General features: G+C 40.7%; 16 protein-coding genes and 5 pseudogenes. 14 read left to right on the top strand and 7 right to left on the bottom strand.

Annotated features, from left to right (window positions below; translation table 11 throughout):
* The first annotated feature begins 49 nt into the window (after positions 1-49).
* Positions 50-2,935 carry a type I restriction endonuclease subunit R gene (locus tag NDQ71_RS24115; protein WP_301563121.1) on the top strand — a complete coding sequence of 962 codons (2,886 nt, stop codon included), beginning with the start codon at positions 50-52 and terminating at the stop codon, positions 2,933-2,935.
* A gap of 245 nt (positions 2,936-3,180) precedes the next feature.
* Here the strand turns inward: NDQ71_RS24115 and NDQ71_RS24110 are convergent, their stop codons facing one another.
* From NDQ71_RS24110 to NDQ71_RS24095, 4 genes are all read right to left on the bottom strand, one after another.
* Complete coding sequence (locus NDQ71_RS24110; protein WP_192532323.1) at positions 3,181-3,843, bottom strand: hypothetical protein; 663 nt, start codon at positions 3,841-3,843, stop codon at positions 3,181-3,183.
* A gap of 201 nt (positions 3,844-4,044) precedes the next feature.
* On the bottom strand, positions 4,045-4,809 hold the full coding sequence (gene istB / locus NDQ71_RS24105) for an IS21-like element ISShfr5 family helper ATPase IstB (RefSeq protein WP_008111090.1): 765 nt from the start codon (positions 4,807-4,809) through the stop codon (positions 4,045-4,047).
* Between the two features lie 28 nt (positions 4,810-4,837).
* On the bottom strand, positions 4,838-6,382 hold the full coding sequence (gene istA / locus NDQ71_RS24100; protein ID WP_086961189.1) for an IS21 family transposase: 1,545 nt from the start codon (positions 6,380-6,382) through the stop codon (positions 4,838-4,840).
* Between the two features lie 165 nt (positions 6,383-6,547).
* Positions 6,548-6,709, bottom strand: a complete 162-nt coding sequence (locus NDQ71_RS24095) for a transposase (RefSeq protein WP_301563166.1) — start codon at positions 6,707-6,709, stop codon at positions 6,548-6,550.
* A 285-nt stretch (positions 6,710-6,994) separates the two neighbouring features.
* Here NDQ71_RS24095 and NDQ71_RS24090 point away from each other — a divergent pair, with 285 nt between their 5' ends.
* From NDQ71_RS24090 to fhuF, 5 genes and pseudogenes are all read left to right on the top strand, one after another.
* A complete protein-coding gene (locus tag NDQ71_RS24090) occupies positions 6,995-8,926 on the top strand; it encodes a pyridoxal-dependent decarboxylase (protein WP_301563120.1) in 1,932 nt (643 codons plus the stop codon).
* A 45-nt stretch (positions 8,927-8,971) separates the two neighbouring features.
* Positions 8,972-10,189 (top strand): annotated as a pseudogene (locus NDQ71_RS24085) (TonB-dependent siderophore receptor); the annotation flags it as partial.
* 77 nt (positions 10,190-10,266) lie between these two features.
* Positions 10,267-11,426, top strand: a protein-coding gene (locus NDQ71_RS24080; protein ID WP_086962489.1) for an IS3 family transposase whose coding sequence is annotated in 2 segments (ribosomal slippage) — positions 10,267-10,540 and positions 10,540-11,426 — 1,161 coding nt in all. Because the reading frame shifts where the segments join, the coding sequence is not laid out codon by codon here.
* Between the two features lie 63 nt (positions 11,427-11,489).
* Positions 11,490-12,377, top strand: a complete 888-nt coding sequence (locus NDQ71_RS24075; protein WP_301563165.1) for a TonB-dependent siderophore receptor — start codon at positions 11,490-11,492, stop codon at positions 12,375-12,377.
* A gap of 123 nt (positions 12,378-12,500) precedes the next feature.
* Positions 12,501-13,286, top strand: a complete 786-nt coding sequence (gene fhuF / locus NDQ71_RS24070; RefSeq protein ID WP_192532723.1) for a siderophore-iron reductase FhuF — start codon at positions 12,501-12,503, stop codon at positions 13,284-13,286.
* Between the two features lie 64 nt (positions 13,287-13,350).
* Here the strand turns inward: fhuF and NDQ71_RS24065 are convergent.
* Positions 13,351-13,593 (bottom strand): annotated as a pseudogene (locus NDQ71_RS24065) (Asd/ArgC dimerization domain-containing protein); the annotation flags it as partial.
* A gap of 205 nt (positions 13,594-13,798) precedes the next feature.
* Between NDQ71_RS24065 and NDQ71_RS24060 the strand changes: the two are divergent.
* A complete protein-coding gene (locus NDQ71_RS24060; RefSeq protein ID WP_367318026.1) occupies positions 13,799-14,371 on the top strand; it encodes a transposase in 573 nt (190 codons plus the stop codon).
* On the opposite strand, the pseudogene NDQ71_RS24055 reads toward NDQ71_RS24060, so the two are convergent.
* A pseudogene (locus NDQ71_RS24055) lies at positions 14,302-14,478 on the bottom strand (IS110 family transposase); the annotation flags it as partial. The gene NDQ71_RS24060 and the pseudogene NDQ71_RS24055 overlap by 70 nt on opposite strands.
* A gap of 557 nt (positions 14,479-15,035) precedes the next feature.
* On the opposite strand from NDQ71_RS24055, the gene NDQ71_RS24050 reads away from it, so the two are divergent.
* The 3 genes from NDQ71_RS24050 to NDQ71_RS24040 all read left to right on the top strand — a co-directional run bounded on the left by NDQ71_RS24050 (position 15,036) and on the right by NDQ71_RS24040 (position 18,528).
* Positions 15,036-16,031, top strand: a complete 996-nt coding sequence (locus NDQ71_RS24050; protein WP_203985588.1) for a tyrosine-type recombinase/integrase — start codon at positions 15,036-15,038, stop codon at positions 16,029-16,031.
* A gap of 8 nt (positions 16,032-16,039) precedes the next feature.
* A complete protein-coding gene (locus NDQ71_RS24045; protein ID WP_010555478.1) occupies positions 16,040-16,531 on the top strand; it encodes a hypothetical protein in 492 nt (163 codons plus the stop codon).
* Positions 16,532-16,984: 453 nt separating this feature from the next.
* Positions 16,985-18,528 (top strand): IS3 family transposase gene (locus tag NDQ71_RS24040; protein WP_225736794.1). Its coding sequence is split into 2 segments (ribosomal slippage): positions 16,985-17,438 and positions 17,438-18,528, totalling 1,545 coding nucleotides; the frame shifts between segments, so codons are not numbered across the junction.
* 21 nt (positions 18,529-18,549) lie between these two features.
* Here the strand turns inward: NDQ71_RS24040 and NDQ71_RS24035 are convergent.
* A pseudogene (locus tag NDQ71_RS24035) lies at positions 18,550-18,789 on the bottom strand (IS110 family transposase); the annotation flags it as partial.
* A 467-nt stretch (positions 18,790-19,256) separates the two neighbouring features.
* Between NDQ71_RS24035 and NDQ71_RS24030 the strand changes: the two are divergent.
* The 4 genes and pseudogenes from NDQ71_RS24030 to NDQ71_RS24015 form a co-directional block, all read left to right on the top strand.
* Positions 19,257-19,454: pseudogene (locus tag NDQ71_RS24030) on the top strand (hypothetical protein); the annotation flags it as partial.
* 104 nt (positions 19,455-19,558) lie between these two features.
* Positions 19,559-21,661: a TonB-dependent receptor gene (locus NDQ71_RS24025; RefSeq protein WP_301563118.1), complete on the top strand. Its 2,103-nt coding sequence runs from the start codon at positions 19,559-19,561 to the stop codon at positions 21,659-21,661.
* An 87-nt stretch (positions 21,662-21,748) separates the two neighbouring features.
* Positions 21,749-23,524: an ABC transporter ATP-binding protein gene (locus NDQ71_RS24020; protein WP_086960549.1), complete on the top strand. Its 1,776-nt coding sequence runs from the start codon at positions 21,749-21,751 to the stop codon at positions 23,522-23,524.
* Positions 23,517-25,238 carry an ABC transporter ATP-binding protein gene (locus NDQ71_RS24015; protein WP_170924580.1) on the top strand — a complete coding sequence of 574 codons (1,722 nt, stop codon included), beginning with the start codon at positions 23,517-23,519 and terminating at the stop codon, positions 25,236-25,238. The genes NDQ71_RS24020 and NDQ71_RS24015 overlap by 8 nt, the downstream gene beginning before the upstream one ends.
* Positions 25,239-25,249: the final 11 nt, after the last annotated feature.

Here is a 25,249-nt window from a genome sequence, read left to right as displayed (position 1 = left end):
AAGCTATGAATGTATTGCATAAGGCTAGTACCAAGGAATTGTAGATATAATGACTTACCAAAGTGAACAACAATTAGAAGGTAACTTAATTGCACAGCTTAGCGAGCAAGGCTTTACGCGCGTAGTTTTAAAGGACAACGCCGCTCTTGAGGCTAACCTTAAACACCAGCTAGAAAAAGTGAATAACTGTAAGCTGAGTGATACTGAGTTTACACAAATACTAGGTAAGCTTGGTAAAGGGAATATATTTGCTAAAGCCAAAATATTGCGCGACCAGCTTGATGTAGCACTTGATAACGGCGATAGCAGGCACTTAACCTTGTTGTTTGATGAGCCGAAGCAAAACAGCTTCCAGGTAGCGCAACAAATAACGATAAAGGGCACGTATACTAACCGATACGATGTAACGCTATTGGTTAATGGCTTGCCGCTGGTACAAATAGAGCTAAAACGCCGGGGTATTGAACTAAAAGAAGCGTTTAACCAAATTAAACGTTATCAAAAGCATTCGTTTCATGCCAACCATGGTTTGTTTAACTATGTGCAGCTGTTTGTAATGTCGAATGGGGTTAATAGCCAGTACTTTTCTAACAACAGTGAAATGTCGGCTAAGCAAACCTTTGACTGGACTGATAATGAAAATAATAAAATAAGCCAGTTACATGACTTTGCCGAAGCATTTTTAACGCCTTCGCACTTAACGCATATGCTAACCAAGTACATAGTGCTTAATGAAACAGGTAAGTACTTAATGGTGCTTAGGCCGTACCAGTTTTATGCAGTAGAAGCGATTGTAGAGCAGGTTAAAACTACAACCGATAACGGCTACATTTGGCATACTACAGGCTCAGGTAAAACTTTAACCTCGTTTAAAGCGGCGCAAATTATGACCTCGCTAAGTGAGGTTGATAAAGTAGTATTTGTGGTAGACCGTAAAGACCTAGATTACCAAACCGCGCTTGAGTTTAATGCGTTTGTAAAAGGCTCTGTAGACAGTACCGACAACACCAGTATGTTGTTCCACCAGCTGTTAGATAAGCCAATGAAGGGTAGAAAGGTCAACCAAAGCCGTAATACTAAGCTGGTGGTAACTACCCTACAAAAGCTCAATAACGTGGTGACTAAACAGCGCTATTTAAAAGAAATGCAAAGCCTGCAGGATAAGCGCATTGTGTTTATATTTGACGAGTGCCACCGCAGTCAATTTGGCGATACGCATAAAAATATTACCGAATTTTTTAATAACGCGCAGTTGTTTGGTTTTACGGGTACGCCTATATTTGCCGACAACGCCGTTGCTAAAAACTCAGTTAAACGCACCACAAAAGATTTGTTTGGTGAGTGCTTACATCCTTATGTAATTGTGGATGCAATACGCGACGCTAACGTGCTTAAGTTTGCTATTGAGTACGTTGGGCGTTACCAATACAAAGATGGCTCTAACAACAACCTAGACATTGAAGTTGAAGACATCGACACCAAAGAGCTTTTAACCTCTCCTGCGCGCTTAGATAAAATAACTGATTACATTATTGCCCAGCATAACCGTAAAACGCATAGCCGCGAATATAACGCTATGTTTTGTGTATCAAGCGTTGCAGAGCTTATTCAATACTATGAGTTGTTTGCGAGCAAAAAAGCACAAGGCAAACACAACCTTAAAATTGCCACCATATTTAGCTATGAGGCCAATGAAGAGGAAGAGTACGAACTAGGTAATGATGATGCGCAAATTAAAGAAGTATCAGCCAAATATTTAAACGAAGGGCAAACCGTTAAGCTGCATAGCCGCGATAAGTTAGACTCATTTATTAACGACTACAACGCAATGTTTGGTACAAGCTACTCCACCAAAGACAGTAAGTTATTTGAAGACTACTACAAAAATATATCTAAGCGCGTTAAAGCCAAAGAGATTGATATATTGCTGGTGGTGAATATGTTTTTAACAGGCTTTGATGCTCCTAAGCTCAATACTTTGTACGTTGATAAAAATCTTAAATATCATGGTTTGGTACAAGCGTTTTCGCGCACTAATCGTTTATTGGGTGAGACTAAATCGCACGGCAATGTAGTGTGCTTCAGAAACCTTAAAAAAGCTGCCGACACGGCTTTTACGCTGTTTTCGAACAAGCAGCCTAAAGAATATATAGAAACACCTTCGTGTAATGAGCTGCTTACTGATTTTAACAGCGCCTATGAAGCGCTAATGGAAATTACGCCTACCGTTGACTCAGTTGATGCTTTACCTGACGAAGAGGCTCAGGCGTTGTTTGTGAGGCAGTTTCGTGAGCTTATGCGCTTAAAGAACATGTTAAGCAACTTTGCTGACTTTGATATGGACTCAACCTCCATGGGCGAGCAAGAGTTTCAGGATTATACGAGTAAGTATGCCGACCTTGGCAGGCAGCTACGTGAGAACTCAAGTAAAGAAAAAGTATCGGTTTTAGATGACGTTGATTTTGAACTAGAGCTACTACACAGTGATATAGTAAATGTAACCTATATTTTGCAGTTATTGCGAGAGTTACACGGCGAAGAAAGCGGCGACGAAAAAGCCCGTAAACGTCAAGTAATAGCAAACCTTATAGCCACAGATCCAACCTTATTAAGTAAAAAAGCACTTATAGATAAGTTTATGGACGAGCACTTACAAGGCATACCTGCCAGTGCTGACGTTGATGAAGAGTTTGAGCTTTATTGGGAAAAAGAAAAGCGCCTAGAGCTTGAGAGGTTTGCCCACGAGCAAAAGTTAAACCAAGATCGCCTAGAAAAGCTAGTAACGCGTTATGAGCTAAGTGACGAAATGCCACTAAGGGATGACTTTGCTGATGTACTAGAAACCAAACCCAGCCTTTTACAACGCAGAAGAATACTGCCAGTAATAACGGATAAATTTAAACACTTTGTTGATACGTTTATCGCAGGGTTTTAAAGGAGTGAGGTGTTTTTCGTAAACCGTGAACGGTTTGTTAGGGACGTATAAGAAAATGTTGTATTTATGAATTTCGAACGTATTTGGAGTGAGTTTACGAAAGCTATATCTTAGTGTAGCAGGGCAACGTGTATTGAAATTACACAACAAAGTATAAAAATGAGACTGTAAAGCTGATAACTTTCTGGACTAGTTTTTTCGGCCGCTACGTGCCAAGAGCGGACGGTAGTAACCATGTTCACTTGTTATGGGGTCTGTGTCATCACTGCAACAATATAACCAGCTATACCAGCACCAATTATTTTTGACCACTCAACGAATAAAGTCCAAAAACTTTGAAGCAGCTTTTTTCTATTCCGTACGTCAATCAAAGTCATCCAGTTGATTTTAATAATATCCATTAAAGAGTTTGAATACACGCCATAAACACTTGAGTTGCGGTTATAAAATAGATATTTGGAAATACATTTGTCAATCAGCTTATCGCTTACGTTATCAGGGTTAAGTGATATATGAAGTATAATATTCTCTTCATTTCTTGAGTAACGTTCAGATTTATAAGGATAAATTATAAAAGCAACTGAGCCTGTACTACTAAATGATGCAACTAAAGCAGAACCTTTCTCAACCTCGCATGAAGTACCTTTTTTTTCAGGTGTATTAATTCTTTCAACTACGCCTGTTTTATTAGCTCCTGAAGAAAGTTGAACTGTAACTTCATTTATTGTTTCGTCATGTACTTGGCAAAATAACCTAAAAGGGTATTCTGTTTTGCTTGAGAGCTCAGCTATATCTTGAAACTTACTTCTTATTTTATTTTGCGTAACTAATTTCCAGTTTAATCTACGCCTATTCAGTTCAAAACTACTGGATTTTAATTTAACTGATTCTTTTGTAAGAACATTCAAGTTAACACCTCAACTGGATTAAACCCCATAACAGCTTTATCGGAGGACACTTTCCATATTTTAGTGCGAAAACATCCTTATTTTGTGGATTTACATTAATAGCAAATACTATAAGTTATTGCTGCGTAATACCATGATGCCGATCGCTCAATACCATTCAAGCCGATCACTTTTTTGTCTGTCAGTAGACCTCTGTAAAATCTAACTTGAGTGATCGGCATCAGTCAAGAAATTTAGTTTTTTTCGCATCGACTCGCCTTTTAATTCCAACTTTATCGCCCCGTGCACAAGCCTATCTAGAATCGCATCCGCGTGTGTCGATTCTCCGATCATTTCATACCAATTTTCTATCGGTAATTGACTCGCTATTAAGGTCGATTTTGTATCATATCTTGCATCAATTAATTCCAGTAAATCACTCCGTTGTTGAGCCGTTAATGGCTCTAATCCCCAATCATCTAAGATCAGTAAATTGGCAGAGCTAAGCTTGTTGATCAGTTTTCGATAACTACCATCGGCTTGCGCTAGAAACATCTTTTCTAATAGCTCTTTGAGCCTAAAATAATAAACGCTACTCCCTTGTTGGCAGTGGTTTTGACCAAGCGCGCAAGCGAGGTAAGTTTTGCCACAACCTGTTGCTCCTGTGATCAAGATGTTTTGGTGAAGACGAAGCCATTCACCTTGTGCTAATGAACGGATCTGAGCTTTATCGAGTTGTCGTGCTGCGCCATAGTTGAGTTGGGCAAGTGTGCCGCCAACTCTGAACTTTGCTTGTCGCGTTAGGCGATCTATTTTACGCTGATCACGCTGCGTTATTTCATGTTCAAGCAATAAACTTAGCCGCTCTTCGAAGCTTTGTTCAACGTATAAATTGGGTTGCTCGTATTGCTGCAATAGCGCATCACGTATGCCGCTTAGCTTTAAATTACTTAACTGATTATTAACTTGTTGATTGATATTTTGCATAAGTCTTCCTATGGTTTGTTAATTTTTATTAATGGTAATAGTGGTTGCCACGGATATTTTTATGATCAATATCTTGTAGTAAATCACCTTGAGCTTGTGGCAAGGGTTGTTTATCCAAGCCTTTTTCTAAGATAGTCTTTACTTGTTTAACGCGAGTAACACCTGTGGTTAATGCGCGATGACAGGCGGCTTCAAGACGTTGATCACTAAACTTTTTACCTAGGCTTAATAACCCCATACAAGCACGGTAGCTTTGCTCTGGATGTTTTTTAGCTTGCATCAATTGCATAACAAACTGCTCAGTTGATGTGCCAAATTTACTCGCCCAGCGTTCGAACCGCTGTGGTGTCCATTGTTGCTGCTTTTGATGAGCGATAGGCATATGCAGATCAAGCGTGGTGTGCGCACCTTCTCGGTATGATCTGGGGTGAACAGCGACTCGTATGCCTTGATGGTAGAGTGTCACCAACTTCCCGGAGGCATGGGCTTCAAGCTTTTGTTTAATTAAGGTATGTGGCACTGAGTAGTAGTGCTTTTCAATTTCCACATGATAATCAATATGCACGCTCACCTGTTTTACTAAGGTATAGCTGTAAGGCTGTGTAGGCAGTGGTTTGAGTGCAGGTCTGTCGATAGCATCAAACTGACTGAGCCGTGAGCCAGGATGCTTTTTCATTTTACGTTGATTTAAATCGACCAGTAATGCTTGTATTTTCAGGTTCAATTGACGCAAGCTAAAGAAGGTTTCATTGCGAAGGCGCGCCATTATCCAACGTTCAACAATTTGCACACCCACTTCAGCCTTAGCCTTATCCTTTGGTTTATAGGGTCTAGCGGGCACAATGACCGTATCGTAATGTGTCGCTAGTTGTTGGTAGGTTGGATTTAAGTCAGGCTCATATCGACACGGTTTGGTGACGGCACTTTTAAGGTTGTCAGGAATTATTAGCTCAGGAACACCGCCAAGAAACTCAAAACAACGGGCGTGACTCATCACCCAATCTTCGAGTTTCTGGCTGTAAGTCGCTTCGGCATAGGTATAATTTGATGCACCCATGACCGCAACGAACACTTGTGCAGTACGACATTCGCCTGTACTTGTATCAACAATACTCATGGTTGGGCCACAGTAATCCACAAACAGTTTTTCACCTGCTTTATGATTTTGTCGCATGGAGGGTTTTTGGCATTTAAGCCATGCCTTGTACTGACGGCAGAAGTGAGTGTAACTGTAAAAACCTTCCGCGTGCCGCTCTTTGTATTCTTCCCAAAGCAGCAACAACGTCATGGTTTTAGGCCGAAGCTCTTGCTGAACTAACGACCAGTCAGGAATGGTAAAGCCCTTTAATCGAGGCTTTGTTTTGAAGAACGCTTGTTGCAGAGCGTGATCATCCCACTTCTCATCAAGCGGCCAGTAAGTAATATCTAACTCTGCTGATTTACAGGCATATTTAGACACGATTGAGGGTGAAACAGATAAGCTTGTTGCTATCTGACGATGACTGAGTTTACAGCTGTATTTTAGTCTTAAAATCTCTTTAAGTTTACGCATTGAAATAGGTGCCGTTGGCATGGTCATTCTCATCATCAAAAATGAAAAGAATAACGGTTAAAAACACCTACTGGCTAGACAAAAACGTGTACAAATTGAACGATACCATTCAAGCCGATCACTCAATACCATTTTGACCGAAAAGTGATCGGCATCGATGGTATTGAGTGATCTTGATGGATGGTATTAGGTGATCGGCTTAGATAGTATTAGGTGATCGCGATGCATGAGAATATGCATCAATGTCATAGTCGTAACCAATCTTTGAATAATTGCTTTCATCTCTGCCCTATAAGGCTCTGAGAACACTTTATGTCGATATTTAGGGATCCACACTAAGTGGTACATGATCCTAAAAACGTGATGCGTATTTCTTTGAAGTTCCATGTGTTCGATAGTACAGACTGAAATAAGACCAGTCTACACTATCCAGCACAGGGCAAGCCCCGATATTTTCGATACGCTCTATTAAATAAAAAACATTCCATTGAATAATAATTATTTGCATTAAGGTTAGCTGTGTGATACTTTCCAAATTATAGGTACAGGGTGTTGCGGATTTTAATTAATTGGAGACAAGAGAAAAGCTCTTCTTGTCTCTTGGTTACTAAATCAATGTTAAAGGATATACATATGGATAATTTTAAACCCCCGCAATATCAATGGATTAATGATTCTAAAACTAAACAAACCAATGCCCCACTTTTTGGTGTTTCGCCAATGCAGGATTACTCACAATTAATGCAATTGGGTATAAACACTCTAAGCGAGCGCATTAAAAAAGTTAATTCTCCTACCAGTGGAGTACATCCTACACAGTTACAAAAAGAATTTGCAGCCATTGATCTAAACACACCTTTGAATGATATAAATCAAGTTCTTGAAGAGCTAGATCAGCTTTATTTGAAGCACGCAATATACTTTCATCATCCTGATTATCTTGCCCACTTAAATTGTCCTGTGATGCTTACCTCCTTATTGGCAGAGCTGTTTAGCACATCGATAAACACTGCTGTTGAAACATGGGATCAAAGCGCAGGTGCAACACTTATAGAACAAAAAGTAATTGATTGGACATGCCAAAGAATCGGTTACGATGTGGGCGCAGACGGCGTGTTTACAACTGGAGGAACCCAGTCAAATTTAATGGCATTATTACTTGCACGTGAGTTGGCAGGCAAGTTAGAACCACAAAGCCATACAAATATTACCTCTGGCTTAAGCAGCAATGCACACCGTTATCGAATTCTTTGCTCTGAATATAGTCATTTTAGTATTCAAAAAGCAGCCGCACTATTGGGCCTTGGTCATGATGCTGTCATTAGTGTTGCGTCTGATGTAAATCGCTGTATTGATACCCACAGCCTCGAAAACACTTTAAGTGAACTCCAAAGAGCAGATTTATTACCTATTGCTGTAATCGCCACGGCTGGTACAACAGATTTTGGCGCAATCGACCCTATAGCAAGCATTGCTCATTTATGTAAAAAGCATAACTGCTATTTACATGTAGATGCTGCTTATGGCGGCGCTTTGTTAGTATCACAACATCATAACGAACGGTTGTCAGGCATTGAATTAGCTGACTCTGTAAGTATTGATTTTCACAAAACATTTTTCCAGCCAGTATGCTGTTCTGCCCTATTGGTTAAAGACAAACGGCTATTGAGCTTTCTAACTTACCACGCCGATTACCTCAATCCAAAGGCACAAGCACAAGCAGGCGTACCCGATCTAATAAACAAAAGCTTACAAACCACACGCCGATTCGATGCTTTAAAGCTCTGGTTAAGCTTAAGAACAGAAGGGCCTGATGCGATTGGTGCCATGTTCGATACCTTGCTTGAAAAAACACAGCAAGTATACCAACGGTTGGTTAAAGAAAACCAACAACTTCTGACATTAGCTGCCTTACTACATCAAGACAGCCAACAAAATAGCTTACTAGTTGAACTAATTAATACCTCTCAACTCACTGCAAATGAGTGGGTAAGCAAATTAATGGATCTTTATTTACAACCTCTATTACATGCGTTCTTTGCGTATGATTTAGTGTTTATGCCCCATGGTGAAAACCTGATCCTCGTTTTAGAAGAACACCAACCAGTTACCATTTTAATGAAAGATATCGGTGAGGAAGTCGCGATACTAAACGGCAATTCACCTTTACCTGGTCATGTTGCTAACTTAGCGGTGTGCCTAGAAGAGGACATGAAATTAAACTATATACTACTGGATATTTTCGACTGTATTTTCCGCTTTATCGCACCTCAGCTTGATGCACAAAATTGTTTAACTGAACATGGTTTTTGGCAATTAGTCGCTGATAAAGTTTATCAGTATCAGCATGAAAACCCGCAATTTTCCGAAAAATATACACGTTACAACTTATTTAAGGCTCGCTTTACGCGTACCTGCTTAAACCGCATTCAATTGAATAATAATCAGCAGATGATTGACCTTGAAGATAGAGAGAAAAATCTCCGTTTTGCTGGGGATATCAAAAACCCACTGCATGATTTTGCAACTAGTCATGACTTTCAACATGACATAACAATGGCCTAAGCATAGGCCTCACTATTTATATACGTAATAGGACTACGAATAAAAATGAAAAAGACTAACTACTTTAAACTCACGCCTGTCGCACTTTCTTGTTTAGCGATATTTAGCCAATCTTTACAGGCCGAGCAAAAAAAGCATAGCGATATGGAAGTACTCACAGTCGTTGGTGAACAAAGCAATGCCCGAGGCTATAAAGTTGAGCAAATGAGTACAGCAACGGGTTTAGAATTGTCATTTCTAGAAACACCACAATCAACCACAGTCGTAACTGAGCAAGCGATGAAAGATCAACAACTAAACTCAGTTATTGAAGTGATGAGCAGCGTAACAGGGATTAATACCCGACCTTCTGACAACGACCGCTATTCAATCAGCGCCCGTGGTATTGGCGTAAGCAGTATTTTATATGACGGAGTGGCAACAACCTACGATACTCGCTTTAACTATGGTGACAACTTGATGGATAGCGCAATTTATCAGCGCATAGAAGTTGTTCGCGGTGCAACAGGTTTGATGCTGGGGTCGGGTAGCCCGTCGGCTGCGATTAATTTAGTTCGTAAGCGTCCGACAGAAGAGTTTCAAGCAAGCGTAAGCCTAAGTACAGGTTCATGGCAACAGTTACGCGGTATTGTTGATTTATCGGGAGGCTTAAATCAAGACGCAAGCGTACGAGGTCGAGTCGTCGTAGCGTATCAAGATCGTGAAAGCTATCAGCATCGTTACGAGCAGCAACGACAAACCCTATACGGTATTATCGAAGCAGATATAGGTCGTAATACATTACTGACGTTAGGTGCTGACTACCAAGACACTAAACCTGAAGGCACAATGTCAGGCGGATTACCGTTATTCGACAACCAAGGCAATAGAACTAACTACAGCCATCATATATCAACAGCCCCACGTTGGGCGTCATCCAAAACCAAAGCGTTGAATAGCTTTGCTACGATTGAACATAATTTTAGTGATGACTGGCAACTCAAAGCAAGCTACATCTATGGCGATAACGATTTAGAATTTGATATGTTATGGGCTACAGGTAACCCAGATCCAATAACCAACGAAGGTATGATACCTGGCTCATTGGCATTTATTGACGGTAATCGAACCCAACATACATTCGACTTAAAATTAACGGGTCACTTTACCCTCTTTGACCGCTCACAACAAATTCTAATTGGCGCAAATCAACAGAAGCAAGAGTTTGCCAATCCATATTATGGCTCTTTAGATGAGGCTCTACCTTTAGGTGACTTTAGAGATAAAGGTTTTACTGTAATGGTCTAATGAAACTGGACAGGTTTATAGCGTAAAATGAGCTAAACCCAAAAGGTATCACTATGACCAGAAAATCAAAAGTAACACTCAGTGCACAACAAAAACTTGAATATGCCAAATTAATGGTAGAAGAAGGTTATACCAATAAGCAAATTGAAGAGATGTCTGGCGCAGGAAAGTCAGCAGTATCACGTTGGAAGCAACAATATCTATCTGAGCTAGATGGTAAGAGCCCGGGAAATGTACAAGCACTCACACCAGAACAGCAACGTATTCAATTGCTAGAGAAGCAGCTACAGCGAGCTTTAAGGGATAATGATATATTAAAAAAAGCCACCGCTTTCTTCATTCGCGACAATCAAAATTTAAAGTAATTAAAGCGTTGAAGAAAGCGACCCCAAGCTATACGGTATCTGAGTTGTGTCGTGCTTTAGAAGTCAGTACAAGTAGTTATTACTATGCGCCCGTCGCGCCAAATAAGTCAGAGCAGGCACTGCTGGAGTTAATTAAATCTATCGCTGACGATTCTGGTTATACGTATGGTAGACGCAGAGTGAACGTTGAACTGAATGCGTTAAATCATACGATTGGAATATATAAAACAGCGGCACTGATGAAAAAGTTGAATATAAAAGCCATCAGGCCGAAGAAAAAACATTACTACCCTAACTCAGGTGATGAACATAAGTACGCACAGAACCTCTTAAAACGAGAGTTTAACCCTGATTCACATAACACGCATTGGGTCGGTGATATTACCTATATCAGGAACCATCAAGGGTGGAGCTACTTGGCCTGTGTGTTAGACTTATCAACGAGGGAAGTTGTAGGGTATGCCTTATCAACAAGCCCAAATGCTGAATTGGCTATAGCAGCATTGAATAATGCTATTAAGCGTCAACAGCCGGTTCTTAATCAACTGATGTTTCATTCCGATCAGGGGTGTCAGTATTCTGCGGCCTCGTTTAGAGCTCGGTTATCACAACTAACTATAACGCAAAGTATGAGTCGTCGAGGTAATTGTTGGGATAATGCAGTAATGGAGCGATTTTTTAGAAGTTTAAAAACAGAGCGACTGAATCGCCTGTCATTTATAAATCATCATTCAGTTATAAGTGAGGTGGACAATTATATTCAGTTTTACAATTACAAACGTAGGCATTCTACGCTTAATTATATGACGCCACATCAGAAATATAATGAATTAAAAAATGCCGCTTAGAATCTCTACAGAATTTGTTGACCATTACATACATATCCGACCCCTACATGGAGCGATGAAGTTCTGTATGGCTCATGGGGAGAAACAAAACAACAAGCAATATACCTTGCCTCTGATATTGAGTTAACCGACTCACTTTCTATGGTAATAGGTGGGCGTATTGATAATTGGGAAACTGACCAAGATAATTTTGGCACCATTCATGATTACGAAGTTGATAATGAATTTACCAGCTATGTCGGCGCCACCTATGCTATTGGGCAAAATGTATCACTGTACGCCAACTACACAGATATTTTTACACCACAAAGTAGAGTGCAAGCTGATGGCAGTTACCTCGACCCAGTTAAAGGAAAAAACTATGAAGCAGGTATTAAAGCCAGCTTATTTGAAGAAGCGTTAGACACCTCACTCTCGGTGTTTGAGATCCGTCAAGATAACGTTGGTGAAGCAACGGGAGAAACCTTACCAGGAACAACGGTTCCTATATACCGCGGTATTGATGGCACTAAAACACAAGGATTCGAATTTGAAGCCAATGGTTCAATCAATGAACAATGGAACGTCTATTTTGGTTATAGTCAATTTGAAACAAAAGACCCTGATGGTGAAAAAATAACAACCACCAGCCCAAAACATCAAGTAAAGCTCTTCACTACCTATGAATTAGATAACTGGGTAAATGGCTTACAACTGGGTGCTGGTGTTAATTGGCAAAGTGAGATCCACAGAGATGTTACTAAGCCAGATAGAAGCTCAGTGGAGGTTAGCCAGCAAAGTTATGGGCTTGTTCGATTAATGGCAAGATACAATGTAAACGATCAACTAACATTGCGCGCTAATTTAGACAACGCATTCGATAAACGTTATTACAGCCAATTAGGCTCTTATAACCAGTTTCAATATGGCGCACCACGAAACTTTAGCATCACTGCTCAATATAGTTTCTAAGTAACTCGACATTATTGCGAATTGCTATTATGCCGCCTCTGTGTGAGGCGGCATAAAATACACATTAAAGACGCAATTTTGTGAAGAAACTTCCACCCCAGCATAATGAAAGTACAAACATACATGGCGTTTCACGATACCACTGAGCTAAACTCTTTACTGGAGCGACAGGCTCCATTTTATAGTCAGCATTTTAAAATTATTGAGCCACATCAACCTCTCCCCAAAAACTGCCAACCATTATCACAACGGTTAAATAAACCGCATTATACAGAAGCACTCGTTACTTTTTCTAAGAGCTATCAACAACAGCAACAAGAATCAATCGACTTTAGCGCATTACATTCTATGTGGGGCCAATGGTTTTTCGGCTTTTTGCTTCCGCCACTATTAGAATACGCATTAAAAAGCCAAGCGAGTGTATTGCATGCTGCAATGAACCTTAAAAACTGGCATTGGACTTATCATCAAACGGGGCGAGTAGAATGTTTCTATTTAGTAATTAGAGAAGAGCAAATTCAAAGACCGACTGAGTTACCCATCACATTGCTAGAGCGGTTACTTGTTAAGCTGATAAACCCTATTGTAAAACAACTAAGTACCCTGTCGCCGGTGTCAGAAAAGTTATTTTATAGTCATGTTGCGTACTGTTTTTATTGGTATTTGTCAGAGATGCCGTTAGCTCAAGAATTTAAATTTAATTTACTAACCCAGTTATTTAGTAAAGACACATTATTACTCGCTAAAGACGCTACTTTGCCACACCCTTTATGTCGCAAAATTAGACTTAAAAATAGTGAGTACCCACGTATTATGTGTTGTTTACGGCATAAATTACCTAATACACCAATGTGTAATATTTGCCCATTGAACAAAAATAAACACAAGGTCTGTAAAACAATGATGTAAAGGCTCTGTAAAAGAGCCTTTATAGAATATTTGAGCAAAGTTTTTTGCTCAAATATAATCTCATTTAGCCTTCAACAATAATGCGTAGCATACGACGAAGTGGCTCTGCAGCACCCCATAGTAATTGGTCACCCACGGTAAACGCACTGATGTACTCAGGGCCCATAGATAATTTACGAATTCGACCAATTGGGATATTCAATGTGCCTGTAACTTTAACGGGTGTTAAGTCTGTCGCGGTGATATCACGTTCATTGGGTACGACTTTAACCCATTCGTTATGCGACGCTAAGATTTGCTTCAACTTGCGCTTTCCATTCCTCTTTCGATTGCCCTGATGGCATAGTAAAAGCTCCGAGCAACTCCCGGGTGCGAGGGAAACCTTCAATGAAGCGGAAGAAATCATTGATGAGGCCGATAAAACGTTATTAGCTGCGGCTGATAGTCACAGTAAGGTCACAATTAAAAACAAACCGACGCGCAAGCCACTGCCAAAAGAATTACCTCGAAAAGTGGTGACAATTGATGTGTCCATTGATGAACAAGTGTGTGATTGTTGCCAAGGTAAGCTGCATAAAATTGGTGAAGCTCGTAGTGAAAAACTTGAGTTTGTTCCTGCGTACATCAAAGTGATAGAGACAGTTCGACCGAAATATGCCTGTAAAAGGTGTGAGCAAACTGGCACAGAAAATTCTATAAAAGTTGTACCTGTTCCAACAACACCCATTCCTAAAGGCATTGCCACCAGTAGTTTGCTGAGTCAAATCATCAGCGCCAAATATCAATATGGGTTGCCGCTATATAGGCAAGAAAAAATATTCAATGAGTATGGTATTGAGCTGAGCCGTAAAACCATGTCAGATTGGATAATACGGTGTAGTGAATTGCTGATGCCATTAGTTAACGAGCTAAAAGCAGCATTGCTTAGTCAAGCGGTGCTCCATGCCGACGAAACGCCCTTAAAGGTGATTAAGGCCGATAATAGCAGCAATTACATGTGGGTTATTGTTGTGGTAGCGATTCTCCCATTTACCTGTTTGTGCAACGTATTGAGCCAAGTATCTAATGATTCTGGTGTATGTTGAATTACCTCAAAACGACGCTCGCCATTTTTAAATTGAATACAAACATCATGTTTTTTATCTGCCCAATCTAAGCCAACATGTGCAGCAAATTGATCTATCGACATCATCATCCACTCCTATTTATAAAGGATTGGTATGTATTCCACGCTCTTCGAAAGAAATATAGCCAGCAGTTTATGTGCGTGCCCTGAGTATTCGTTAGTGAGCCGTGGAGCACTTACTGGCTCGAAAGAAAAGCGGTGATCATCAAATGATTTTCGCTCATTATTCGTAGCCAGTAAGCACATACCATAAACCACTTTAAAGTGTAGTTCTTAGGTGTGAATGACTATATATCGCTCAAAGCTGTCATTCTTCTTCTAAATTCCAACTTTAAGCTATCTGATCTACCAAACTAAAAAGCCTACTCTTTACTATGTTTATGCGAATTCAGCTTTACCTCTACTTATTAAAATGTATCTTTTAGAAAGTAGAGCCTGTGATATAATAAATATCGAGTCAACACCATCAGAATTTAAAATTAGAAGCTGTAATTTAGGTAGTGATACTGAGCAAAATAAACACAGATAATATGTCCGTACTTCATTATGTAGGGTTGTTCTAAACACACAAACTTAAACTAAGTATGGAGCAAAAGCACAAAGTTACTTTGAGGCATCAAAAAATGCACGAACAAAACAAAGATGAAAATACCGAAGTCACATTTCTCCCTGCAGAGCGTACTTTTGAAGTATTAAGTGCGGAGGCTGCTGGCACTGGTGTAAATGGTATTGAAAAAAACCCTGCTGTTTCATACTTAATGGGCTTAAGGGCTGAAAGTAGCCGGCTAGCCATGAGGTCGTTTTTAAACAACATAGCTAAAATGATGGGCTATCATGATTTAAGAACCTGTCCTTGGGGTATGCTTGAGCGGCACCATGTACAGGCAGTTTTGACCATGCTCACTGATGCGGGAAAAGCACCGGCCACTATAAATAATTACTTGGCGGCAATAAAAGGTGTAGCCGTAGAGGCGTGGACACTTAAGCTTATTAGCACCGATACTTACCAACATATCAAGTTAGTTAAATCGGTTAGAGGGTCAAGGATACCCAAAGGTAGAGCCCTGGCCCCTGCTGAAGTGAAGAAATTATTTTTCACATGTGAAAGTGATAAGTCTGCTATTGGGGTTAGAGATAGCGCTATTTTATCTGTTTTAGTCGGGTGCGGATTACGAAGAGCTGAAGTTGTATCCCTTGATTTTGCTCATTACAACCGGCATAACCGCTCGCTAAAAGTGCTAGGTAAAGGTAATAAAGAGCGCATGGCGTACTTGCCAGATGGCGCATTTCAAAGGCTTGAAAGCTGGATTGAGGAAGTGCGAAGTGATATTCCAGGGCCACTATTTAGTCGTGTTCGTAGATACGATGATGTTACCTCAGAGCGCATGACTAGCCAGGCAATTTACCATATTTTAAACAGTAGATCTGTCGAGGCCGGTATAGAAAAGTGTGCCCCGCATGACCTAAGAAGGACATTCGCTTCGTCAATGCTAGAGAACGGCGAAGATCTAATTACAGTTAAAGATGCAATGGGCCATGCAAGCTTAGCAACAACGCAAAAATATGACTTTAGGGGTGATGAACGCCTAAGAGCAGCGAGTAAACGCTTAGATATTTAGGGGGAAGAATGTCACAACAGAACAATTTTGGTGAAGCACTTACATTTTATGCAGATAGGCACCCAGAACCATTAAAGCGCACAGCTATGAACGTTCAGTACACATCTAGTCGGCTTGGCTTGCAGACGTTAAGTATTGAAATGACTACTATTAACTCCCCTGGTGAATCACCAGACTGGGCAAGTAAAACGATAATTCAGTTGACTAAAAGCGAGTTAACCGGGTTGTGCGGCGTGTTATTTGGCTTGAAAAGCGAAGTAAAAGCTTCATTTCATGGCGAGAATAAAAACAAAGGGATGGCAGTTTATAATAATGGTGCACAGGGGGCTGCTGTCACTATTTCAGTCGCTGGCCGACACTTACATCACTTTTTATCACCCGATGATAGACTTGAATTAGGGGTTTTTACTTTACGCAGATTGTCGGACGCATGGAAAGTTACACCGTCTGATACCTTAGCAATATTACGTCAAAATGAGTTGATAAGAAGAAGCCAGTAAAGCTTTTTAGAGTGATTCACTACATTTGCCCTAAATGAGCTAATAGACACCTCCTATTATCCTTAGAAATGATGGATAATCACATTAGGTTTTATGGCGGGAATGGCCGCATAATAATTAGGGAGATAAGTCAAAAATGACTATAAAAATAAGTTGGAAGTATATAGGGATAGCGTCACTGACAGTATTCCTACTTACAATACTATTGCCAATTATAATTGTAAAATCAATCGGTAAATACCAAAACCAACATTCAATCGAAACGTTTGAACAATATTTAACGCACCCAGCTACATTGGAAAAATTTCCCCGCACATCAATAGTTGACGCTTGTAAGATCGAAGGTGAGTGTTTAGAAAATGTGGCGTTGTTTATGGGGCGTATAAATCCCTCTCTGTCAGACTAGTTGTCGCGCTTAATATTCAACCATTAAACAGAGGGCGTGGAGTAACAATGAAACATTATTCAGCGCAAAGCAAAGAGTCGGCTCTTCAGAAGATGATGCCTCCAAATAATATAGCAATAGCCCAATTATCAATCGAGATGGGGATTGGTGAATCAACCTTGTATAATTGGCGAAAACAAGCAATTGATAAGGGGCATTTAGTGCCAGGTGATGGAAAGAATGCTGAGCAGTGGTCATCAGCAAATAAATTCTCAGTCGTGTTGGAAACAGCCTCTTTAAATCAAGCTGAGTTAGCGGAATATTGCCGAGGCAAAGGTCTTTATGTGGAACAAGTATCGGCTTGGCGAAATGCGTGTATAGATGCAAACGCTAACGTTAAAGAGCAAGAAAAAGCCTTCTCCACCGAAACAAAGAAAGATAAAAAACAGATCAATCAATTAGAAAAGGAGCTACGTCGAAAAGATAAGGCACTCGCTGAAACCGCAGCACTATTGGTGTTAAGAAAAAAAGCAAATGCGATCTGGGGGGAAGCCGAGGACGAATGATCCTCGACTCAGCTCGCATTCAAGCAGTTAAACTAGTTAATGAAGCTGTGAGTTCTGGTGCGCCAAAGTTTAAAGCTTGCCGTGAACTTGGGATCAGTGTCCGGACGTATCAACGTTGGACTGTTGACGGGAACATAAAAACAGATGGTAGACCAATATCTCAGCGCCCTGAGCCAAAAAATAAGCTATCAAAAGCAGAGAGAGATAACATATTAGCCATCGTTAATAGCGATGATTTTAAGAGCTTACCACCAAGCCAAATCGTCCCTACATTAGCAGATGAGGGTATTTATCTTGCTTCTGAATCAACATATTATCGTGTTCTTCATGAAGAAAAACAGCAAAACGCTCGCGGACGTAGTCAGATAAAAGAGAGAAAAGTACCGACGACACACTGTGCTACAGGGCCAAACCAAGTGTGGTGTTGGGATATTACTTGGTTACCAGGCCCCGCTAAAGGGCTGCATTTTTATTTATATTTGATACTCGATATATTTAGTCGAAAGATTGTTGGATGGGAAATTCATGATGACGAATCAGCAGAAAATGCATCAATATTAATTAAGAAAGCTCATTTAAAAGAAGGAGTTAAAGATAATCCTCTGGTACTGCATTCGGATAATGGAAGCCCAATGAAAGGCTCATCAATGCTTGAAACACTTTATAGTTTAGGTGTCGTGTCGTCTTTTAATCGTCCTAGGGTGAGCAATGATAATGCTTATGCTGAGTCGATATTTAAAACGTGTAAATATCGCCCTGACTATCCGTATAAAGGGTTTTCAACAATTGATGAGGCGCGTAGTTGGGTGTTGAAATTTAGCCACTGGTATAATTTTAACCACAAACATAGTGGCATCAAATACGTCAGCCCACATCAAAGGCATTCAGGATTAGCGGGTGACATATTGGCTAATAGAAAAGAAGTTTATCAAGGTGCTAAAGATGCTCACCCTGAGCGCTGGAGCGGTAATATCCGTAATTGGGATTTACCAAAAGAAGTGTACTTAAACCCTGAACAAAATAGTGTCAAGGCTGAGAGTGCATAACGTAGTGATCGCGACAACTAGTTTGACAAACACCGGAATCAACTTAACTGTATGACCATAAGATTTACACTTCCTTGCTAACCAATGAGAACCGCCACAAGACTCCATTGCTACGTTCACTGGTTCATGCACAGATAACATTTGGAGTAGTTTTGTTCTACTTAACTTCTTACGAAATGTTTCTTTGCCAGATGAATCATGTCCAATTGCATGAAATGAGTATTTGCCTAGATCAATACCGATAGTTGTTGTGGTAGCCATGATGAAACCCCTTTAGTAGACAGAGCTAAGTCTAGGTGGTTGGGTGTGGGGCGTACCATCTAATTACCATCTGTATCACCAGATGAACCTACGAGCCTGAATAAAGCAGCGGTTCGGACAATATAACGAAGGGTGATCTTAATCACTCGGGATGACAGAAAGGTAAAGCCTACATATCGAAAACCTGATAGGGCGTGTGGATGTAGAATCCGTGTCAACGATAAGGACGATATGTGCGAAGTTCATCGAGGCTCGAAGTCTATGACTTCAAACAGAAGCCGGATATACGAACGCAACCATTTCCTTTCAAAAACAGATAGTTATTCTTGTAATGATGGAGGAGACCATATACACGCCCTAATGGTTTCCCAGTTTATATCAAAGCACGAAGTGACAAAAATACGCCCAAGTTAATGTGCGGTTACTTGGTAAGGTCCCCATTCTTTAAAGCCTTAGGTGCTGTTTTTAACTAAATAACTCTAGATGGTGCAGTGGATAAAATAGCGTTGCTCAGACGATTTGAGGTGAACATGCTCAAGCAATGTAACTGTGGTGCGCCAAGTCTGAGGGTTAAGTTGAAAAAAGCAGGGTGGAACGATAATTATCGGGCAAGAACCTTCTTTGGAGGAAGATTCCATCAAAGTATGCTCCTGCTCTGCTTGTAGTGATTGAATTGCTCCGTCCAGTGATGTTCTTGATATTCTATTGAGAATAATATTCATTTAATATATCGCTAATTTTTATGAACTAAGCGATAGAGATTTATCTAATGAATAACTTCACAGTAGTAGGAGCCGCCGCAATTGCTGGGCTCTTGGGTACTTTACCTGCTATTGCAATCGAAAATGTTGATGAGACGATGGAGACGATGATTGTGCAGGCAGCCCGAGTAGATAAAGATATTAAAGATATTCCACAGAGTATGGATTTTCTGACGTCGGAAGATATGGAGACGCAGCGATATCGGACGGTTGCCGATGCTATGAAGTCGATTCCTAACATGTCGATGTCTGATATCGCCGGGGACTACAACAATGTTCAAGTACGCGGATTACCACGAAATTTAGAGCAAGCCAATGTACCTATTTACGTTGATGGAGTGCCACAAACTAGCTTATATGGTCTGAATTTGTCACTGGTCGATGTGGAGTCAATAGAGTTCCTAAGAGGGCCTCAAGGGAACATATATGGTAGTAATGCCCGAGACGGTATTATCGTTATTACGACTAAAAAACCAGATAATGACCCCACCGCTCGCGTGAAGCTTGGCGTTGCCAATTATAATGAAAAGAGCGCTCAGGTTTTGGCATCGAGTGCACTCATTGAAGATCAACTTAGTGCGAAAGTCGCAGTGAATCATCTAGAACGCGATGGCTTTGTCAAAAACACTCATTTAGGTAAATCGGTTGATGACAAAAAACAAAATAATATCGCGATAAGCTTATATTGGACTCCAAGCGAAGATTGGTCCGCAACCTTGTATATGGATTACGGTGAAGTTGATGGCGGAGCTTACCCATATGTGCCTGAGTCTTCAAAACCAAACCGCGGGGATGATCTCAAGGCCGCGTTTGATGTAGAAGGTGTATTTGACCAAACATCAAAAGGTATGGCGTTAAACGTAGATTGGAATCTTACCCCTGAATGGACGTTAAGTTCTGTTTCTGGGTATCGGAAGATTGATACTTTCGGTCGTTTTGATGCTGATCTAGCTGTTACACCGGATGCAACTTCAACCTTGGTTGATACTTGGATAAGAGAAAAAGATTACTTTCAAGAAATTAGACTTGTTTCTACACCCCATGAACTACCGATCGATTGGATTGTTGGCGCTGCATATTACAAAGTAACGGAAAACAATAATAACCAAGCGGCGATGAAAGCCTCTAAAATGGCTTTGACGAAAACGGCTGGCGATTTTGAACGAGATACTTATACCGCTTACGTTGATGCGATTTGGCGTTTTGCTCCAACTTGGTCATTGAACTTAGGTGGTCGCTATACAAAAGAGAATTATGAGATAGATTCCTCTTTCTACAATATGTTTTTAAATCCTGCTCAAACTCAAGGTAACTACAAAACGGATTATTCTGAGTTCATGCCAAAAGTTGCGTTATCAAAAGACTTCGGACGAGACCATACTATTTATACAAGCTATGGCGAAGGGCTTTTGAGTGGTGGTGGGAGCTGGATGGCTGAGGAAACGACTCCTGTTGGGAAACGCTTAGGTTACGGAAAAATATATGATCCGGAAACAAGTAAAGTCGTGGAAATTGGTTATAAAAGCTATTGGCTTGATCGCACAGTAATGACCAATATCAACGTATTTGAAGCCCGAGTGGAAAACTTTCAATACGCGTATCCTGATGCTGGTGGCAGCACACGAATTGCAAGCATACAAGAAGTTCGTTCTCGAGGCATTGAAGGTTCTATTTCTGCATTACTAACGGATGCTTGGCAAGCGGCACTAAGGTTTGGCTTTAATGACGCTAAGATTACCCAAGTGGATGGTTACACAGGTGCAAGTATGGCCGAAGGCAATCGAGTGCCGTACGCCCCTGAACATAATGTCCATGTTGAAACGACATATTTTGCTGATATTAACGATGATTGGAGTTTTACTCCTTCCATGAGTATGGGGTACTTCGGAGAAGTGGCTCAAGATGGACGAGGTGAGAAGTTCCAGAAACCTTACTTGGTCGTGAATGCCAATCTTGATTTTTCATATCGAGATGATTACTCAATCCGACTGTGGGGGGCAAATTTAACTGATGAGCGCTATCAAACTTACTCTGTGAAGTGGGGTAGCAGTAACTACAGTACCTATGGAGAGCCGTTAAGGTTTGGAGTGGATTTAGAGGCAAAATTCTAATCAAGTAAATTAATGAGTGTGCATACGCTTATTTGATTTCGGGCAGCATGTCATGTGCTGCCTTTCTCGTGTTAAAAAGGAATTATTATGCAGCAAGCCGATTCGCATCCCCTAAAATGGTTGTTCAACCAATGTAAAGCACAGCAATGGATGCTTTGGTTGGCGATTTTATTTTCGTTGACCGCAGCTGTCCTTGCCCTCGGACCTTATTATGTTGTTTATTTAATTGTGGATAAATTGATAGCAGGCTCACGGTGGGATCAACTTTGGTCGTTATCGATTATTGCGCTTTCTATCATGGTTGCACGTTACTTATCTTTATTGACGTCAGTATACTTGTCTCATCACTGTGCTTTTCATATTCAATATAATATTAGGCGTTCGGCAATAAATAGCCTTTCAAAAACAAAGCTTGGCTTTTTTAGTCAAAAAAATAGCGGAGAATTGAAAAAGAACCTAACGGAAGATATTGACCGTATAGAGGTATTCATTGCACATCAACTCCCCGACTTGGTGTCCTCCTTCATTATTCCGTTGGCGACGTTCATCTTGTTAATGGTGATTGACATCAGGATGGCGCTAATAGCATTAGTCCCCATTCCACTCGCTGTCCTATGTCAGGCTGTGTTGTTTAAGGACTATAAATCGAAGGCAGAGCAATATCACGAATCTGTAGAAAAACTGAATAGCTCTGTGACAGAGTTTATTAGAGCAATGCCCGTAGTCCGTCTATTTGGTATTGGTGATCGCTCCTACAATCAGCTAGATAATGACATAGATAACCATAAAAACTACATTGAATCATGGACCAAAAGCGCGGGCTGGCCTTTTGCTTTATTCAAAATCGTTCTGAGTTCCGGACTGGTCTTTCTTGTGCCTTCCGGCTTGTATTTTTGGTTTCAAGGTTCGCTAAGCGTTTCAAGCTTTTTACTGTGTATTCTGCTCGGTGTAGGTATGTTAGAACCGCTTTTTAATCTTACGTTATTGAGTACTTATCTTGGGCAAGTATTTGAAGGTGTTGCGCGTTTAATCAAAATAATAAACCTGTCTGAATCGGAGGGAATCACGAGTCAATCTGAAATACGTCACCATGACATAGAATTTAACAGTGTCGATTTTTGTTATGAAGAGCAGCAACGAAAGGCGATCAGTAATGTGAGTTTCACGTTACCTTCAGGGAGCCTTACTGCCATCGTTGGTCCTTCTGGAGCGGGGAAAACCACCTTGGCATCTTTGTTAGCGGGTTTCTGGCCTTTGACTGGTGGCGACATTTTGATTGGCGGACTGCCATTATCAGAGATGTCTGAAGCGAAGCGTATGGATGCCATAGCGATGGTTTACCAAGACTCCTTTGTGTTTACTCAGTCTGTATCGAGTAACCTTTCCATGGGTAAACATTATTCAATAGAGGCCATTGTTGCGGCGGCAAAAGCGGCGAATGCTCATGATTTTATCTGCCAGCTTCCATATGGCTATGACACTGTAATTGACCAAGATACAAGGCTCAGTGGTGGTCAAAAGCAAAGGCTATCGATAGCTCGTGCGATATTGAAAGATGCACCAATCATAATCTTGGACGAGCCGACCTCTCATTCCGATGCTACAAATCAAAAGCTTATTCAAAGCGCCTTGAACAAACTGATGATAGGAAAGACAGTGATAATTATTGCTCATCGGCTGGTCACAATTCAAAGGGCAGATAAGATACTCGTTATGGATAACGGGAAGCTTATTGAGCAGGGGACACATGATCAATTGATCGCATTAAATGGCTTGTATGGTTCAATGTGGCGTAGCAGCAAAAATACTCAAAAGTGGTTAGTGACCAACAAAGCAAAGAATGAGGAGATGGATTGTGCTTAATCAAATAATGCGTTTATCTGGTTGCTCGATGGTAACGATTGGGAAAAATATAGCCGTCGCGATAGCAGATGCAGTCACTATGATAGTGCCAAATTTTTTTGTGTTCTTTATTCTTGCCGAAATGTTGGATCCAACACCATCTGAAAATTATCTTATTTTTTACTGTGTTCTCATTGTGGGTTGTTTGTTTGCCCGGTTGATCGCAGTGAAATTGACGTTCACTGCACACAGTGAATTTAGTAGCCGTTCTGGTTATGAAATGCGGAAAGATATGATGAAAAAACTCACCCGCATTCCTTTAGGTTCATTACTCTCTATGGATTTAGGTACCCTTAATAATACGTTATTAAAAGACGTGGAATTTACAGAGCATACATTATCACACGTTATTAGCTATGTGCTTGGTATTGCCTGCGTTCTTGTCTTGTTAATGATAGGTCTATTCATGTTTGACTGGCGTTTGGCGTTGAGCATGCTGATTGGTTTTCCTGTAGCGATAGCCATGTTTGTGTTCTTGTCTCGTTTAAGTCAGGAGGGCAAAGATAAACTGTTTCGAACCGCAGATAAATTGAGCAGTGCAATCTTCGAGTACATTCTGGGAATACGAGTACTTAGAGCGCACGGACAAGCTGATGGAGAATTCCTAGAACTTGATGAAAAAATGAAAAGTGCGCGAGATGCCCACTTAAAATATGAAATGAGAGCCAGTTTGGCCCCAGCCGCGTTCATTATTTTTTCTGAGGCAGGCTTTGCCAGTTTGATCATGTTTGGGCTTTATTCCATAGGGACAGAAACGCTCTCTATTACTATTTTTTTGTTGTTCTTACTTGTCTCAATGCAATTCTATCGTCCACTTACTCAACTCGCCATTTTACTGACTCAGTTTCAGTATTTTAAGGTGTCTATGTCTCGCATTGAAGGGGTATTGGAACAAGAAGAACTGATCGAAGAGACGGAGTGCGTACCGGAAAATGTAGGCCATGAAGTGAGTTTCAATAATGTGAATTTTCGTTATAAAGAGACACCGCTGTTCAATCGTATGAACATTACTTTTCCTGAGCACTCGGTAACAGCGATAGTGGGGCCGTCGGGATCTGGAAAATCAACGATGATGAGTTTGATTGCTCGTTTTTGGGACACGGAGGAAGGCGCTATCACGATTGGAGGAAAGAACGTAAAAAACATGAGTCAAACCGAGATCTCTGAACATATTAGTATGGTTTTTCAAGAGGTTTACCTATTCGACGATACTATCTATAACAACGTGGTGATGGGACAGGAAGTTTCACCAACAAAATTAGAGCAGGTTTGTCGTCAAGCGCAATGCTGGGAGTTCATTCATCGTTTTTCTGATGGGTTACAAACGGTTGTCGGAGAGGGAGGAATGAGACTATCCGGAGGTGAAAAACAACGAATCTCCATTGCAAGAGCATTGTTAAAAGATGCACCTATTGTGCTGCTTGATGAAGCGACTGTGGCGTTGGACGTGGAGAATGAGGCGCTGATACAACGCGCTATTTCCTCTTTAGTCAAAGACAAAACAGTCATACTGGTTGCGCATAATTTATTGAATGTGATCCATGCCGATCAGATTGTTGTCTTGGAGTATGGTGAGATAGGAGCGGTTGGAAACCATGAGCAGCTGATCAAATCATCAGATGCATATCAAACATTGTGGAATGACCAGTTGGAATCACAAGGCTGGAAAGCTTAATTTTCTGTTTT

Origin of the sequence: Pseudoalteromonas sp. KG3 (assembly GCF_030436385.1) — a bacterium.
In the GTDB taxonomy this organism is placed as follows: Bacteria; Pseudomonadota; Gammaproteobacteria; order Enterobacterales; family Alteromonadaceae; genus Pseudoalteromonas; species Pseudoalteromonas prydzensis.
The sequence above is the reverse complement of the archived record's forward strand: the minus strand, read 5'-3'. Positions and strand labels throughout refer to the sequence as shown.

Bases quoted from the DNA above. Each gene is read 5' to 3' on its own strand.
- NDQ71_RS24115 (WP_301563121.1), top strand. From the start codon at position 50: ATGACTTACCAAAGTGAACAACAATTAGAAGGTAACTTAATTGCACAG.
- istB (WP_008111090.1), bottom strand. From the start codon at position 4,809: ATGCAAAATATCAATCAACAAGTTAATAATCAGTTAAGTAATTTAAAG.
- istA (WP_086961189.1), bottom strand. From the start codon at position 6,382: ATGCCAACGGCACCTATTTCAATGCGTAAACTTAAAGAGATTTTAAGA.
- NDQ71_RS24095 (WP_301563166.1), bottom strand. From the start codon at position 6,709: ATGTACCACTTAGTGTGGATCCCTAAATATCGACATAAAGTGTTCTCA.
- NDQ71_RS24090 (WP_301563120.1), top strand. From the start codon at position 6,995: ATGGATAATTTTAAACCCCCGCAATATCAATGGATTAATGATTCTAAA.
- fhuF (WP_192532723.1), top strand. From the start codon at position 12,501: ATGGCGTTTCACGATACCACTGAGCTAAACTCTTTACTGGAGCGACAG.
- NDQ71_RS24050 (WP_203985588.1), top strand. From the start codon at position 15,036: ATGCACGAACAAAACAAAGATGAAAATACCGAAGTCACATTTCTCCCT.
- NDQ71_RS24045 (WP_010555478.1), top strand. From the start codon at position 16,040: ATGTCACAACAGAACAATTTTGGTGAAGCACTTACATTTTATGCAGAT.
- NDQ71_RS24025 (WP_301563118.1), top strand. From the start codon at position 19,559: ATGAATAACTTCACAGTAGTAGGAGCCGCCGCAATTGCTGGGCTCTTG.
- NDQ71_RS24020 (WP_086960549.1), top strand. From the start codon at position 21,749: ATGCAGCAAGCCGATTCGCATCCCCTAAAATGGTTGTTCAACCAATGT.